The organism is Azospirillum doebereinerae, from assembly GCF_003989665.1.
Classification (GTDB): domain Bacteria; phylum Pseudomonadota; class Alphaproteobacteria; order Azospirillales; family Azospirillaceae; genus Azospirillum; species Azospirillum doebereinerae.
The window spans coordinates 15,145-28,089 of sequence record NZ_RZIJ01000044.1; the positions used below are offsets into that span (position 1 = coordinate 15,145).

General features: G+C 67.8%; 12 protein-coding genes. 8 read left to right on the forward strand and 4 right to left on the reverse strand.

What is annotated here, in order from left to right:
* Positions 1 to 95: 95 nt before the first annotated feature.
* Positions 96 to 332, forward strand: a complete 237-nt coding sequence (locus EJ913_RS29650; RefSeq protein WP_127004768.1) for a ribbon-helix-helix domain-containing protein — start codon at positions 96 to 98, stop codon at positions 330 to 332.
* Positions 333 to 389: 57 nt separating this feature from the next.
* On the opposite strand, the gene EJ913_RS29655 is transcribed toward EJ913_RS29650, so the two are convergent.
* The 4 genes from EJ913_RS29655 to glgC all read right to left on the reverse strand — a co-directional run bounded on the left by EJ913_RS29655 (position 390) and on the right by glgC (position 6,783).
* Positions 390 to 1,574: a DUF2382 domain-containing protein gene (locus tag EJ913_RS29655; protein WP_185910006.1), complete on the reverse strand. Its 1,185-nt coding sequence runs from the start codon at positions 1,572 to 1,574 to the stop codon at positions 390 to 392.
* A gap of 322 nt (positions 1,575 to 1,896) precedes the next feature.
* Positions 1,897 to 3,699: a translation elongation factor 4 gene (gene lepA, locus EJ913_RS29660; protein WP_127004772.1), complete on the reverse strand. Its 1,803-nt coding sequence runs from the start codon at positions 3,697 to 3,699 to the stop codon at positions 1,897 to 1,899.
* Positions 3,700 to 3,929: 230 nt separating this feature from the next.
* Complete coding sequence (gene glgA, locus EJ913_RS29665; protein WP_127004774.1) at positions 3,930 to 5,402, reverse strand: glycogen synthase GlgA; 1,473 nt, start codon at positions 5,400 to 5,402, stop codon at positions 3,930 to 3,932.
* A 109-nt stretch (positions 5,403 to 5,511) separates the two neighbouring features.
* Positions 5,512 to 6,783: a glucose-1-phosphate adenylyltransferase gene (gene glgC, locus EJ913_RS29670; protein ID WP_127004776.1), complete on the reverse strand. Its 1,272-nt coding sequence runs from the start codon at positions 6,781 to 6,783 to the stop codon at positions 5,512 to 5,514.
* 613 nt (positions 6,784 to 7,396) lie between these two features.
* On the opposite strand from glgC, the gene EJ913_RS29675 reads away from it, so the two are divergent.
* From EJ913_RS29675 to sigJ, 7 genes are all read left to right on the forward strand, one after another.
* A complete protein-coding gene (locus tag EJ913_RS29675) occupies positions 7,397 to 8,722 on the forward strand; it encodes an ammonium transporter (RefSeq protein WP_127004778.1) in 1,326 nt (441 codons plus the stop codon).
* Between the two features lie 246 nt (positions 8,723 to 8,968).
* A complete protein-coding gene (locus EJ913_RS29680; protein ID WP_127004780.1) occupies positions 8,969 to 9,745 on the forward strand; it encodes a hypothetical protein in 777 nt (258 codons plus the stop codon).
* A 115-nt stretch (positions 9,746 to 9,860) separates the two neighbouring features.
* Positions 9,861 to 10,649, forward strand: a complete 789-nt coding sequence (locus EJ913_RS29685; protein WP_185910007.1) for a HesA/MoeB/ThiF family protein — start codon at positions 9,861 to 9,863, stop codon at positions 10,647 to 10,649.
* 44 nt (positions 10,650 to 10,693) lie between these two features.
* On the forward strand, positions 10,694 to 11,155 hold the full coding sequence (locus EJ913_RS29690; protein WP_127004784.1) for a DsrE family protein: 462 nt from the start codon (positions 10,694 to 10,696) through the stop codon (positions 11,153 to 11,155).
* 7 nt (positions 11,156 to 11,162) lie between these two features.
* On the forward strand, positions 11,163 to 11,438 hold the full coding sequence (locus tag EJ913_RS29695; protein WP_127004786.1) for a hypothetical protein: 276 nt from the start codon (positions 11,163 to 11,165) through the stop codon (positions 11,436 to 11,438).
* Between the two features lie 31 nt (positions 11,439 to 11,469).
* Positions 11,470 to 11,982 (forward strand): carboxymuconolactone decarboxylase family protein, encoded by a 513-nt coding sequence (locus EJ913_RS29700; RefSeq protein ID WP_238521246.1) that lies wholly within the window; start codon positions 11,470 to 11,472, stop codon positions 11,980 to 11,982.
* Positions 11,979 to 12,872, forward strand: coding sequence for an RNA polymerase sigma factor SigJ (gene sigJ / locus EJ913_RS29705; RefSeq protein ID WP_127004788.1), 894 nt, complete (start codon positions 11,979 to 11,981; stop codon positions 12,870 to 12,872). Before EJ913_RS29700 ends, sigJ begins: the two co-directional genes overlap by 4 nt.
* Positions 12,873 to 12,945 lie beyond the last annotated feature (73 nt).

The window sequence follows — 12,945 nt, forward strand, 5'->3', positions numbered from 1 at the left end:
GCGAATAAGCTTTTACAATTTTCAATCAATTACGTAATTGATGATTAGCGACTTCAGATGCTAAAAGTAGCGGCGAACGATGCAGGAGACGTTGCATGGTAAGCCGCGCTTTGACCCTCGACGGGACGCCCGTCGCGCTCAGGCTGGAACCGATCTACTGGGAACTGCTCCAGGCGCGCAGCGCGCGGGACGGCCTGCCGGTGGAGCGCTACGTGGAACGGAACGCACCCACCCGCCACCCCGACGATCTGGCCCGCTGGGTCCGGACGACCTGCGTCAACGATCTGCGGGAGCGGGTCGCGACGATTCAGCAAAAGCTCGACCGGGCGTGACGGCACGGGCGCCCTCCTCCAAAGCGGACGAGGACGCCGTGCCGGCCTTTTACCGGATCAGCGGCGCGGTCCGGTCTTGTGCGTCTCGACCTCGGTCTTGCGGACCGTGTCGCGGACGGTCTCCTTGCGCTGCTGCGAGTTCTTGGTGATCTCGACCTCGCCGATCAGGCGGGCGGCCTTGCGGATTTCGGCCTCCTCGGAGACGCCGGTCACCTCGATCGTCTTTTCCTGGAACGCGGTCTCGGCCTCCTGGGGGCTCAGGTCGCGGTCGACCTCGCGGCGGCGGGCCTGCACGGTCTCCTCTGTCAGGGTGACGGTCTGCTGGACCGGACGCTCGGTGACCTTGGTGGTGGCGCGGATGCCGCTGGTGACGGCCGTCTTCGCCACGCCCATGGTTTCCTCGACTTCCGGCAGGACGAGCGTGTCCGTTTCCGGGTTTTCGAAGACGTCGGTGCCTTGCGCGCCGTTGTCGGTCATCGCCTCGGTGACCGCGTCGGTCTGGTCGGCCGAGACCAGGGCGGAGACGATCAGCGCCCCGCGTTCGAGCGCGCCGGTCAGGGCCTTGATGTCCTTGTCCTCGATCTCAAGACCGGAGAGGGCGTAGCGCAGATCCTCCGCCGAAGCTTTGGAACCGGACTCGAAGACGCGGACGTCCGCCTTCTGGCCGCCAAGCGCGAGGATTGCCTTGTGGGCCTTCGACGCGGCGTTCGATTCGGTGAAAAGGCCGATGATGGTCGTCATGGGTGTTCTCCTGAGGGCGGGGGCCGGCGTCGGAATGGCGCGGCTGTCGTTCGATTGGGGAGGGGCCGGTTGGGGAGGGTCCGGTCGAGGGATGGCCGGTCGGTTGGTGACGGTGCCGTCGGCGGACACGTCCTCGACGACCACCTGCTCCCGGCGCACGGGAACGGCGGTCCGCAGGGGACGGGTCGATTCGCTCCGCGTCACGCGGATCTCCTCGACGAGGCGGAGCCGCGTCTCGATGACGGCGACCTCCTCGATGATCGGGATCACCGTCGTGTCGCCTTCCTGGCGCTCGGGCACGGGCTGGTCGATCCAGCGGCCGATCGGAACGCGCTCCACGGTGACGTCCTGGACGGTCACCGTCTCGTCGATGTCCTGAAAGGTCTCCTGCACCGTCTTGCGCACCCGCACCCCGCCGGAGGCGCGGACGGTCTTGTGGACGGTGACGTGTTCTTCGGCGAGAGGAACGATCACCCGTTCCTCGGTCGGTCCGGTTTCCATGATTGTCCCGCGAGATGGTTTGGGAAAAGTCCAACGGGGCAGGGCGCCGGAGCGTCCGCTTCCCTGCATCCACAACAGGGGTTTTTCAACTTCATCTCGCAGGTGCGAATAAAAAAGATTCCGGAAATTGCCGGAAATAATGCGTTTGTGTACCAATAATGACGGTTTTCGGGGTAGGGCGGGGAAAAACGCGCCCGGATCGGGGTAAGGCTTTCGCACGTGCGAAGACCAACCGAATTCTGGGATTTAGCCCTGAAACGCGAAAGGCCGGGCGTAAGCCCGGCCTCGTCACGATGCGGCGATGCGGTCGAAGAAGGAGTTTTTACTCGTCGCCCATCTTGAGCGCGGCGATGAAGGCGCTCTGCGGGATCTCCACTTGGCCGAACTGGCGCATGCGCTTCTTGCCTTCCTTCTGCTTGTCCAGCAGCTTGCGCTTGCGGCTGATGTCGCCGCCGTAGCACTTGGCGAGCACGTCCTTGCGCATGGCGCTGATGCTCTCGCGGGCGATGACCTTGCCGCCGATGGCGGCCTGCACGGCGATCTTGAACAGCTGGCGCGGGATCAGCTCCTTCAGGCGTTCGCACATCATGCGGCCGCGGCGCTCCGACTGGCCGCGGTGGACGATCATCGACAGGGCATCGACCGGCTCGGCGTTCACCAGGATCGCCAGCTTGACAAGGTCGCCTTCCTCGTAGCTGTCCATCTGGTAGTCGAAGCTGGCGTAGCCCCGGCTGATCGACTTCAGCCGGTCGTAGAAGTCGAACACCACCTCGTTCAGCGGCAGGCGGTAGACCAGCATGGCGCGGGCGCCGGCGTAGGTCAGCTCGATCTGCTGGCCCCGGCGCTCGGTGCAGAGCTGGAGGATGCCGCCGAGATACTCGTCGGGCAGCATGATGGTGGCCTTGATCCACGGCTCCTCGATGTGGTCGATCCTCACCACGTCGGGCATGTCGGCCGGGTTGTGCAGGTCCTGCACCGACCCGTCGTTCATGGTCAGCTTGTAGACCACCGATGGCGCGGTGGTGATGAGGTCGAGGTTGAACTCGCGCTCCAGCCGCTCCTGGATGATCTCCAGATGCAGCAGACCGAGGAAGCCGCAGCGGAAGCCGAAGCCCAGCGCCGCCGAGGTCTCGGCCTCGTAATGGAAGCTGGCGTCGTTCAGCTTGAGCTTGCCCAGGGAATCGCGCAGCCGCTCGAAGTCGGCGGCGTCCACCGGGAACAGGCCGCACCACACCACGGGGACCGAGGGCTTGAAGCCGGCCAGCGGCTCGGCGGCCGGCTTGCGCTCTTCGGTGATGGTGTCGCCGACCTTGGTCTGGGTGATGTCCTTGATGGCCGCCGTGATGAAGCCCATCTCGCCGGGCCGCAGCTCGCCGGTCAGCAGGGCCTTGGGCGTGAAGACGCCGACGCGCTCCACGTCGTGGGCGCTGCCCGCCGCCATGAAGCGGACCTTCTGGTTCACCTTGAGGACGCCGTCCACCACGCGCACCAGAATGACGACGCCGAGGTAGGGGTCGTACCAGGAATCGACCAGCAGCGCCTTCAGCGGCGCGTCGGCGTCGCCCTTGGGCGGCGGCAGGCGCTTGACGACGGCCTCCAGCACGGCGGCGATGTTCAGGCCGGTCTTGGCCGAGATCTCGACGGCGTCGGAAGCGTCCAGGCCGATCACGTCCTCGATCTGCTGCTTGATCCGCTCGGGCTCGGCGGCGGGCAGGTCGATCTTGTTGAGGACCGGGATGATCTCGTGGCTGTTGTCGATCGCCTGGTAGACGTTGGCCAGCGTCTGCGCCTCAACCCCCTGGGAGGCGTCGACCACCAGGATCGAGCCCTCGCAGGCTGACAACGACCGGCTGACCTCGTAGGCGAAATCGACGTGGCCGGGGGTGTCCATCAGGTTGAGCGTGTACTGCTTGCCGTCCTCGGCCTTGTAGAGCAGGCGGACGGTCTGGGCCTTGATGGTGATCCCGCGCTCGCGCTCGATGTCCATGCTGTCGAGTACCTGCTCGCGCATCTCGCGCGCGTCGAGGCCGCCGCATTGCTGGATCAGCCGATCGGCGAGCGTCGACTTGCCGTGGTCGATGTGCGCGATGATCGAGAAATTGCGGATGTGCGAGAGGTCAGTCATCGGGGCCCGGGACTTTAGAGTTTGCCGGGGAACATAGGGCGGACGGGGGATGGGCGCAACGCTGGTGTTCTGGGCGGGGGGCGCAATGTCGGATCGGAAGCGCACAGTAAGACACGGATGAACACGGATATCCACGGATGAACACGGATTTTGCCCATCCATGAGCTGGCGAAGCCCGCATCCGTGTTCATCCGTGTCTTACTGCGCGCCTGTCGGAGTTGCCGCCTTTCTCAATCCCTGCCGGCGATGCTCCGGTACAGCTCCATGTACTCCTCCGCCGGCCCGCTCCAGCCGAAGTCCCTCGTCATCGCTCGCCGCTGCATGGCCTGCCAGCGCTCCGGCTTGCGGTAGAGGTTCATCGCCCGGCGCAGCGACCACAGCAGCTCCTGGGCGCTGGCGTTGACGAACTGGAAGCCGGTGGCGCTGCCGTCGTTGGCGGCGGCCGGGTTGGCGTCGATCACCGTGTCGGCCAGCCCGCCGGTGCGGCGGACCAGCGGCAGGGTGCCGTACTTCAGCGCGTACATCTGCGTCAGGCCGCAGGGCTCCGAGCGCGACGGCACCAGGAACAGGTCGGAGCCGGCCTGGATGCGGTGGGACAGCGGCTCGTCGTAGCCGATGCGGACGCCGACCGAGTGCGGGTGCCATTGCGCGAGGTGGCGGAAGCCGGCCTCGCTGGCCGGATCGCCGCTGCCCAGCACCACCAGCTGCCCGCCCCAGGCGACCCATTGCGCCGCGGCCTCCAGCACGAGGTCGAGGCCCTTGTGCCAGGTCAGCCGGCTGACCACGGCGGCCAGCGGCGCGTCGGGGCGGCGCTCCAGACCGAAGGCGGATTGCAGGTCGGCCTTGCAGGCGTCCTTCCCACCCAGGTCGTCGGGGGTGTAGCGGGCGGCGATGTGCGGGTCGCGGGACGGATCCCAGATGCCGTAATCCACCCCGTTCAGGATGCCCGACAGGTCGTCGGAGCGGGTGGCGAGCAGCCCTTGCAGGCCGGTTCCGTGCTCGGGGGTCTGGATCTCGTGGGCGTAGGTCGGGCTGACCGTGGTCAGGCGGTCGGCGTAGTAGCAGCCGGCCTTCAGGTAGCCGATCTGCCCATAGAACTCCACGCCGTCGACCCGGAACGCGGTGGACGGCAGGCCGAGGTCGCCCATCATCCAGGCGCCGACCAGCCCCTGATAGGCGATGTTGTGGATGGTCAGCACCGTGCCGGGGCGGAAGGGGCCGGCGAAGCGGTCGGGGCGCAGCGCGAGGTAGGCGGGGATCAGCCCGGCCTGCCAGTCGTGGCCGTGCAGCACGTCGGGGCGCCACCAGGGGTCGTAGCTGTTCTCCGCCGCGAAGCCGGCGGCGGCCCAGGCGAGCGCCGCGAAGCGGAGCGCGTTGTCCGGCCAGTCCTGCCCGTCCGGCCCCAGATAGGGGTTGCCCGGCCGGTTGTAAAGCGACGGCGCGTCGAGCGCGTAGGCCAGCACCCCGTCCGCCGTGCGGCCGATCAGCAGGCGGGCGCGGTCGCAGCCCGGCAGGTCGGTGATCAGGTCGCCGACCTCGTGCAGGTTCGACAACCCGTTCAGCACGGCCGGGTAGCCGGGCAGCAGCAGGCGGACGTCGGCCCCGGCGGCGTTCAGCGCCGGGGGCAGGGCGGCGGACACGTCGGCCAGCCCCCCCGTCTTGACCAACGGGTAGCATTCGGACGTTGCGTAGAGGACGCGCATCGGGGAGGCACTCGGCGGCAAGGAGGGGGCGGAAGGCACAGCCCTTATAGCGTCATTCCCGCGCGCGGCGGGAATGACGGGACGACGCAGGCGGGGAAGGAGGCCGGCCTCAGTCCTTGGGCAGCTTGTCGATCATCTCGCTGGTGATCAGGCAGACGCCGCCCTCGCTGCGGTGGAAGCGCTTGGCGTCCAGCTCCGGATCCTCGCCGACCACCAGCCCGTTGGGGATGGTGACGCCGCGGTCGATGACGACCTTCTTCAGGCGGCAATGGCGGCCAATGTCGCATTCCGGCAGGACCACCGCCTCGTACAGCTCGCTGTAGGAATTGACGCGCACCGAGCTGAACAGCAGCGAGCGCCGCACCGTCGAGCCGGAGATGATGCAGCCGCCCGACACCAGGCTGTCCACCGCCATGCCGCGCCGGTTCTCGTCGTCGAAGACGAATTTGGCGGGGGGAAGCTGCTCCTGGTAGGTGAAGATAGGCCAGTCGCGGTTGTACATGTTCAACTGCGGCGTGACGTGGCAGAGGTCGAGGTTGGCCTCCCAATAGGCGTCGATGGTGCCGACGTCGCGCCAGTAGGGGGCGTCGTCCGGGGCGTCGATCACCGCGCTGTCGGCGTAGTTGTGCGCCATGATGCGGGCGCCGCTCTTGACCAGATGCGGGATGATGTCCTTGCCGAAGTCGCGGCTCGACCCCGGCGTCGCCACGTCGCGCTCCAACTGCTCGTAGAGGAACTGGGCGTTGAAGACATAGATGCCCATGCTGGCCAGCGCCACGTCGGGCTTGCCCGGCATGGCCGGCGGGTCGGCCGGCTTCTCGACGAAGTCGATGATGCGGCGCTCCTCGTCGATGTGCATGACGCCGAAGGCCGAGGCTTGGTCGCGCGGGACCTCGACACAGGGCACCGTCACGTCGGCCTTGCGGGCGATGTGGTCGAGCAGCAGCGCGCCGTAATCCATCTTGTAGATGTGGTCGCCGGCCAGGATCAGGACGTATTCCGGCTCGTGGTCGCGCAGGATGTCGAGGTTCTGGTACACCGCGTCGGCAGTGCCCTGGTACCACTCGGTTTCGTTGATGCGCTGCTGGGCCGGCAGCAGGTCGCAGAACTCGTTCATCTCGCCGCGGAAGAAGTTCCAGCCGCGCTGCAGGTGGCGCAGCAGGCTGTGCGACTTGTACTGCGTGATCACGCCGATGCGGCGGAAGCCGGAGTTGACGCAATTCGACAGCGCGAAGTCGATGATGCGGAACTTGCCGCCGAAATAGGTCGCCGGCTTGGCCCGCCGGTCGGTCAGCTGCTTGAGACGGCTGCCCCGTCCGCCGGCCAGCACCAGCGCCACCGCGCGGCGCGGCGCCAGACGCAAATCCCGTTTGTCGAGCATGGCCGTCACTCCCCTTACCCCTACGTCTTGATGCGGTTCTTGGTGCCACGGAAGGTGTGCGAACGTTCCGGTGGAAGGCGAAGACGGTGCCACATCTCGCGGGCTCGGCCAATAGGCGCAGCGGACGGTGCGGCATAGTTCCGCCAAGGGCGCGGTCCTAGGCCGAATGGGGGCCGAACGGCCTCGCGAGGCATGACGATGCGCAAGGGTGCGGCGCACACAATGCCTATTTTTGCGCCACCTGCATCAAACGGAGCCAGAAGCCGCCTCGCCGTATCGCTTCGACAGCATTTCAAGGATCGAAAGCCCGAAAATTGCTTTCGATCGGCAGGGTTCGGACCTGCCTTCTTTATGGGCAAAACACCGGTCCGACTCGAAAGGGGTTGCCCGTTCGGACCCCCTTGCCTCCGACAACCCTGACGATTCCCCGCCGTTTTCGGCTGGCACGCTTCTTGTAGAGGTTGGGGCGTCCTTGGTCCCGTCCGCCGCCCCGTCTTTGCCGGGGACGGGGCGACCGGGACGGGGTCGCCCCTCGCGGCGTCCATCCGGCAAGCCTACGGCACCGGATCGGCCGCGACGGGCGGGAGCGATTTTGAAGAAATGAGGAGCCTCGATGAACCGTCTGTTCCTTCTGGCCGCACCCATGATGGCGGTTGCCCTGGGCCTGGTGGCCGGCATGCCCACCGACGCCCTCGCCCAGGATGCGGCCGCCGCTGCGGCGACGCCGGCGCCGACGCTCAGCCCCGGCGACACCGCCTGGATGCTGATGTCGACGGTCCTGGTCCTGTTCATGACGATTCCCGGCCTGGCCCTGTTCTACGGCGGCATGGTCCGTAAGATGAACGTGCTGGCCACGGTCATGCAGAGCTTCGCGATCTGCTGCCTCGTGTCGATCCTGTGGATCGTCGCCGGCTACAGCATCGCCTTCACCGAAGGAACCCCGTATTTCGGCGGCCTCAGCAAGATGCTGCTGAACGGGCTGACCAAGGACAGCCTGTCGGGCGTGATCCCGGAGACGGTCTTCATCACCTTCCAGATGACCTTCGCGATCATCACCCCGGCCCTGATCGCCGGCGCCTTCGCCGACCGCATGAAGTTCTCGTCCCTGCTGGTCTTCACGGCGATCTGGTCGCTGGCCGTCTACGCGCCGATCACCCACTGGGTGTGGGGCCCCGGCGGCTACCTGATGGGCGACGGCGTGCTGGACTACGCCGGCGGCACCGTCGTGCACATCAACGCGGGCGTGGCCGGCCTGGTCGCCGCGCTGGTGCTCGGCAAGCGCAAGGGCTACCCGAAGGAGAACTTCGCGCCCCACAACCTGGTGCTGAGCCTCGTCGGCGCGGCCATGCTGTGGGTGGGCTGGTTCGGCTTCAACGCCGGTTCGGCCGCCGCCGCCGACGGCCGTGCGGGCATGGCCATGCTGGTCACGCAGATCGCCGCCGCCTCCGCCGCGATGAGCTGGATGTTCGCGGAGTGGGTCATCAAGGGCAAGCCGTCGATCCTCGGCATCATCTCGGGCGCCGTCGGCGGCCTGGTCGCCATCACCCCGGCCTCGGGCTTCGTCGGCCCGATGGGCGCGCTGGTCATCGGCGTGGTCGCCGGCGTGGTCTGCTACTGGGGCGCCACCGGCCTGAAGCGCACGCTGGGCTATGACGACTCGCTGGACGCGTTCGGCGTGCACGGCATCGGCGGCATCGTCGGCGCCGTCCTGACCGGCGTCTTCGCCCAGGAAGCCATCGGCGGCACCGCCGGTCTCCTGGAAGGCAACGCCGCCCAGGTCGTGACGCAGCTCTACGGCATCGGCGCCACGGTCCTGTACTCGGGCGTCGCCACCTTCATCCTGCTGAAGGTCATCGACGTGGTGATGGGCCTGCGCGTCGACGAGGACGTCGAGCGCGACGGCCTGGACCTCGCCCTGCACGGCGAGAGCATCCACTAAGGACGGCGGGAGGCCTTATACCGGCTTCCACGCGACGCACGAAGGGCCGCCGGGGCTTTCCCCGGCGGCCCTTCGCCGTTTCCGGGTATCGGTTCCATCCAGCGTTGTGGCGGGTGCCGGGATCGTCCCCGATGGGATGTGCGGCCGGTTTGACAGGCGGGCCGTATTTTAGTAAATTCGAGTTGCCGTTATCGCTCTGGCGGAGCCTTGCCCGAGCGCCGTCCGTGCCGATGGGGAGTGGCCGCCATGGGTATTTCCGTACCGAACATTTCGAACGCGAACTTTTCACAGTTCAAGGGCAAGACCGACAAGGTCGCGCCCAGCGGAACCAACGCGGCCTATCAATCCTTCTCGGTCTCCAAGGCGACCGAGTTCAATTTCAAGATCAACAACACCTTCACCGACGTTCAAATTCTCGACCAGTCGAACAAGGTCGTCGCCCAGATCAAGTCCCAGACCGACGTGGCGGACACTAGCGCGCGGCTGGGGCCGGGCACCTACACGGCGGTGATTTCCCAGGCCAACAAGGCGGCCGGGGTGCGCGACTACTCGCTCGACGTCTCGGAAAAGAAGAACGTCCTGATGACGTCCGGCGGCGCGGTGCTGAGCGCCACGGCACAGCCTCCGGCGAACGGCGATTCCGGCGTGCAGAAACATACCTTCAACGTCGTCCAGGGCGGCACCTTCACCGCCAACATGACGCTTCCCAATTCGCGCTGGGCGCTGATGGGCAAGGACGGCAAAGTGGTCGCGTCCAGCGAGACCACCACCCCGGACGAGCAGGTCGATTTCTTCAAGAAGCCCACCTACAAGATCGAGCCGGGCGAGTACCAGATGATCATCGTCCCGTCGTCCAAGCTGGCAGCCGCAACGCCGTTCCAGATGAGCTTCGTGCCACGCGACCCGACGCTGCAAGCGGCGGGCACGAACCAGGAAAGCGCGATTTCCAAGACGCTGCGGGAGCGCGAGGCGCGTCTCCAGCAATGGGCGGCGCAAGGCTCCTCGACCTCCACCTCGGCTTGACCCGGCGTTCGGCTGGGCGCTCGCCGTCGCCCGACCGGGCTTCGGGACGCCCAAGCCGGAAAAGCGGTGCGCGGGCCTTGCGCCGGGTGGGGCGGGTTGCGCTATGCTTGGCGCCATGGACTTCACCGACGCTCAGCTTCACCGCTATTCCCGCCACATCGTCCTGCCGGAAGTCGGCGGGATCGGGCAGGAACGGCTCCTGCGATCCAAGGTGCTGGTGGTGGGCGCCGGGGGGCTGGGCGCGCCCCTGCTGCTCTATCTGGCCGCCGCCGGGGTCGGCACCATCGGTGTCATCGACGACGACACGGTCGATTTGTCCAACCTGCAACGCCAGGTCATCCACGACGAATCCTCCCTCGGCCAGCCGAAGGTGGAGAGCGCCGCCGCCCGCATCCACGCCCTGAACCCGGACGTGCGGGTCGAGGCCCACAGGACCCGGCTGACCCGCGACAACGCGCTGGAGCTGATCGGGCGCTACGACCTCGTCGCCGACGGGTCGGACAATTTCGCCACGCGTTTCCTGCTGAACGACGCCTGCTTCTTCGCGAGGAAGCCGCTGGTGTCGGCGGCGATCCTGCGCTTCGACGGGCAACTGAGCTGCTTCAAGGCGCATCTGGGTCCCCCGCACCCCTGCTACCGCTGCCTGTTCCCGGAACCGCCGCCCAAGGGCATGGTGCCGTCCTGCTCCGAGGGCGGGGTGCTGGGGGCGCTGGCCGGCTTCGTCGGCTCGCTCCAGGCGACCGAGGTGCTGAAGGAACTGCTGGGGCTGGGCGAGAGCCTGTCGGGCAGCCTGCTGCTGATGGACACGCTGCACGCCTCCTTCCAGCGCATCGGCGTGAAGCGGGATCCCGACTGTCCGCTCTGCGGCGACCACCCGACGATCCACGACCTTTCCGCCCATTGACCCCGCCCATTGATTTTGCCATCGAGCGTCCGAGGACGACGACCATGCCCCCATCCGAGACGCCGGCCGCTCCTTCGATCTCCGGCCTCGCCATCGTGCTGTTCGCCGGCGGCTTCGACCGGGTCCATTACGCGTTGGTGATGGCGAGCGCGGCGGCGGCCACCAACCGCCCCGTCACCCTGTTCTTCACCGGCCGGGCGTTGCGCGCGCTGCTCCAGCCGGAGGAGCCGGGCACGCTGGGCTGGCACGCGCTCGACCCCGCCGACGACGGCAGCGCGCCGGCGGAGCGCGACCGTTTCTTCGCCGCCAACGGCGTCGCCACCTTCGAGGAGTTGCTGGAGGCCTGCGTCCTGATGGGCGTGACGGTGATGGCTTGCGAGATGGGGTTGCGGGCGCTCGGCCTGCCGGCCGGCGTGGCGCTGCGGGCGGACGTGCCGGTGACCGGCGGCGGCGTCGTCACCTTCCTCAACGAGGCGCCGAAGGGCGCTTCCACCCTGTTCGTGTGATCCCCCGATGACCGCTTCCGACTCCGACGACGGCAACGCCGCCATCCTCGACCTCGCCAACCGCTTCGAGGCCATCGCCGCCGACGGGTTCGAGGGCAAGCCCTACCGGGACGCGCTGGCCGCTCTCGCCGGGCGGGTGCGGGCGCGGGCGGGGGTGGCGCCGCGCGTGGCCCACGCGCTGGGGATCATGATCCGGCTGATCGGCGAGAGCGACCCGACCAGCCGTTTCGCCGCCAAGACCGCGATCCTGGACGAGGCCATCGCGATGCTGGCCGAGGAGTGAGCCGGCGCCCTGAGTGACGCGCGGGGCAGCCATGCGTCACGCCTTCGGCGTCCGTCCCGTCACGGGGGCGATGACACCAATCGCCAAGGACGACACGATCATGGAAAGCCGCCTCTCCGTCGCCACCGCCGCCCCGGCCTCCTACAAGGCCCTTTACGCGGTGACCAACACGATCCGCTCCTCCAGCCTGCCGGTTCTGCTCCAGCACCTGATCGACCTGCGCGTGTCGCAGATCAACGGCTGCGCCTTCTGCATCGACATGCACGGCAAGGAGGCCCGCCACGCCGGCGAATCGGCGGAGCGCATTGCGGATCTTGCCGATTGGGAGCGCTCCGACCGCTTCGACCCCGCCGAGCGCGCCGCCTTCGCCTGGGCCGAAACGCTGACCCGCAGCCTGCACGACCGGATCGACGGCGCGCACCGCGACCTGCAACGGCATTTCGACACCGATCAGATCGGCGCGCTGACCATGGCGGTGGCGACGATCAACGCCTGGAACCGGATCGGCATCGCCCAGCACATCGTCGTGCACGAGGCGGCGTGACCGCCTTCGCCGACACCACGCAGCGCGACCCGCTTGCCGTCTTCGCGGCCGAGCGGGGACGGCTCCGCGCGCTGGCCTACCGCCTGCTGGGTTCGGTGGCCGAGGCCGAGGACGTGCTCCAGGACGCGTGGCTGCGCTGGAGCGCGGTCGATGCGGCCTCCGTGGACTCGGCCGCCGCCTTCCTGACCACGGTGGTGACCCGGTTGGCGCTCGACCGGCTGCGCTCGGCCCGCGCGGTGCGGGAGCGCTATTACGGCCTGTGGCTGCCGGAACCCGAGGTCAGTCCCTGGGATGAGGAGGAGGATCCGTCCGGATCGGCGCCGATGGCGATGATGCTGCTTCTGGAGCGTCTGGCGCCGGACCAGCGCGCCGTCTTCGTGCTGCGCGAGGCGATGGATCTCGATTACGCGGAGATCGCCGCGATCCTCGGCAAATCCGCCGAGGCCTGCCGCCAGATCATGCGGCGCGCCCGCTCCCGCCTGAGCGAGCCGTCGGCGACCAGCGCCGCGCCCGAGGCCGGGCGCAAGCTGGCCGCTGCCTTCGCCGAGGCCAGCGTGCGGCGGGATTACGCCGGGATCGTCGCGCTGCTGTCCGACGACGCGCTGTGGCTGAGCGACGGCGGCGGCTACACGCTGACCGCGCTCAACCCGATCCGCGGGCCGGACCGCATCGCCCGCTTCATCATCGGAGTCCAGCGCAAGAAGAACACGCGCTTCGACTTCGACCCCGTCCGGGTCAACGGCGGGCCGGGCTTTCTCGTCCGCTTCGCCGGGGCGTTCATGGGGGTGTGGGCGCTGGACATCGCCGACGGGCGGGTCACGCGGCTGTACAAGATCGCCAACCCGCACAAGCTGACCCATGTGGCTCCGCCGGCGGACGGCCAGGCTTAGAGTTTCGAGCGTTTAATCTGATACGTACCCAGCGTGTCTGAGGTAGTTCCAGCATTCGTCGGGTGTGTAGAGG

Bases quoted from the DNA above. Each gene is read 5' to 3' on its own strand.
- EJ913_RS29650 (WP_127004768.1), top strand. From the start codon at position 96: ATGGTAAGCCGCGCTTTGACCCTCGACGGGACGCCCGTCGCGCTCAGG.
- EJ913_RS29655 (WP_185910006.1), bottom strand. From the start codon at position 1,574: ATGGAAACCGGACCGACCGAGGAACGGGTGATCGTTCCTCTCGCCGAA.
- lepA (WP_127004772.1), bottom strand. From the start codon at position 3,699: ATGACTGACCTCTCGCACATCCGCAATTTCTCGATCATCGCGCACATC.
- glgA (WP_127004774.1), bottom strand. From the start codon at position 5,402: ATGCGCGTCCTCTACGCAACGTCCGAATGCTACCCGTTGGTCAAGACG.
- glgC (WP_127004776.1), bottom strand. From the start codon at position 6,783: ATGCTCGACAAACGGGATTTGCGTCTGGCGCCGCGCCGCGCGGTGGCG.
- EJ913_RS29675 (WP_127004778.1), top strand. From the start codon at position 7,397: ATGAACCGTCTGTTCCTTCTGGCCGCACCCATGATGGCGGTTGCCCTG.
- EJ913_RS29680 (WP_127004780.1), top strand. From the start codon at position 8,969: ATGGGTATTTCCGTACCGAACATTTCGAACGCGAACTTTTCACAGTTC.
- EJ913_RS29685 (WP_185910007.1), top strand. From the start codon at position 9,861: ATGGACTTCACCGACGCTCAGCTTCACCGCTATTCCCGCCACATCGTC.
- EJ913_RS29690 (WP_127004784.1), top strand. From the start codon at position 10,694: ATGCCCCCATCCGAGACGCCGGCCGCTCCTTCGATCTCCGGCCTCGCC.
- EJ913_RS29695 (WP_127004786.1), top strand. From the start codon at position 11,163: ATGACCGCTTCCGACTCCGACGACGGCAACGCCGCCATCCTCGACCTC.
- EJ913_RS29700 (WP_238521246.1), top strand. From the start codon at position 11,470: ATGCGTCACGCCTTCGGCGTCCGTCCCGTCACGGGGGCGATGACACCA.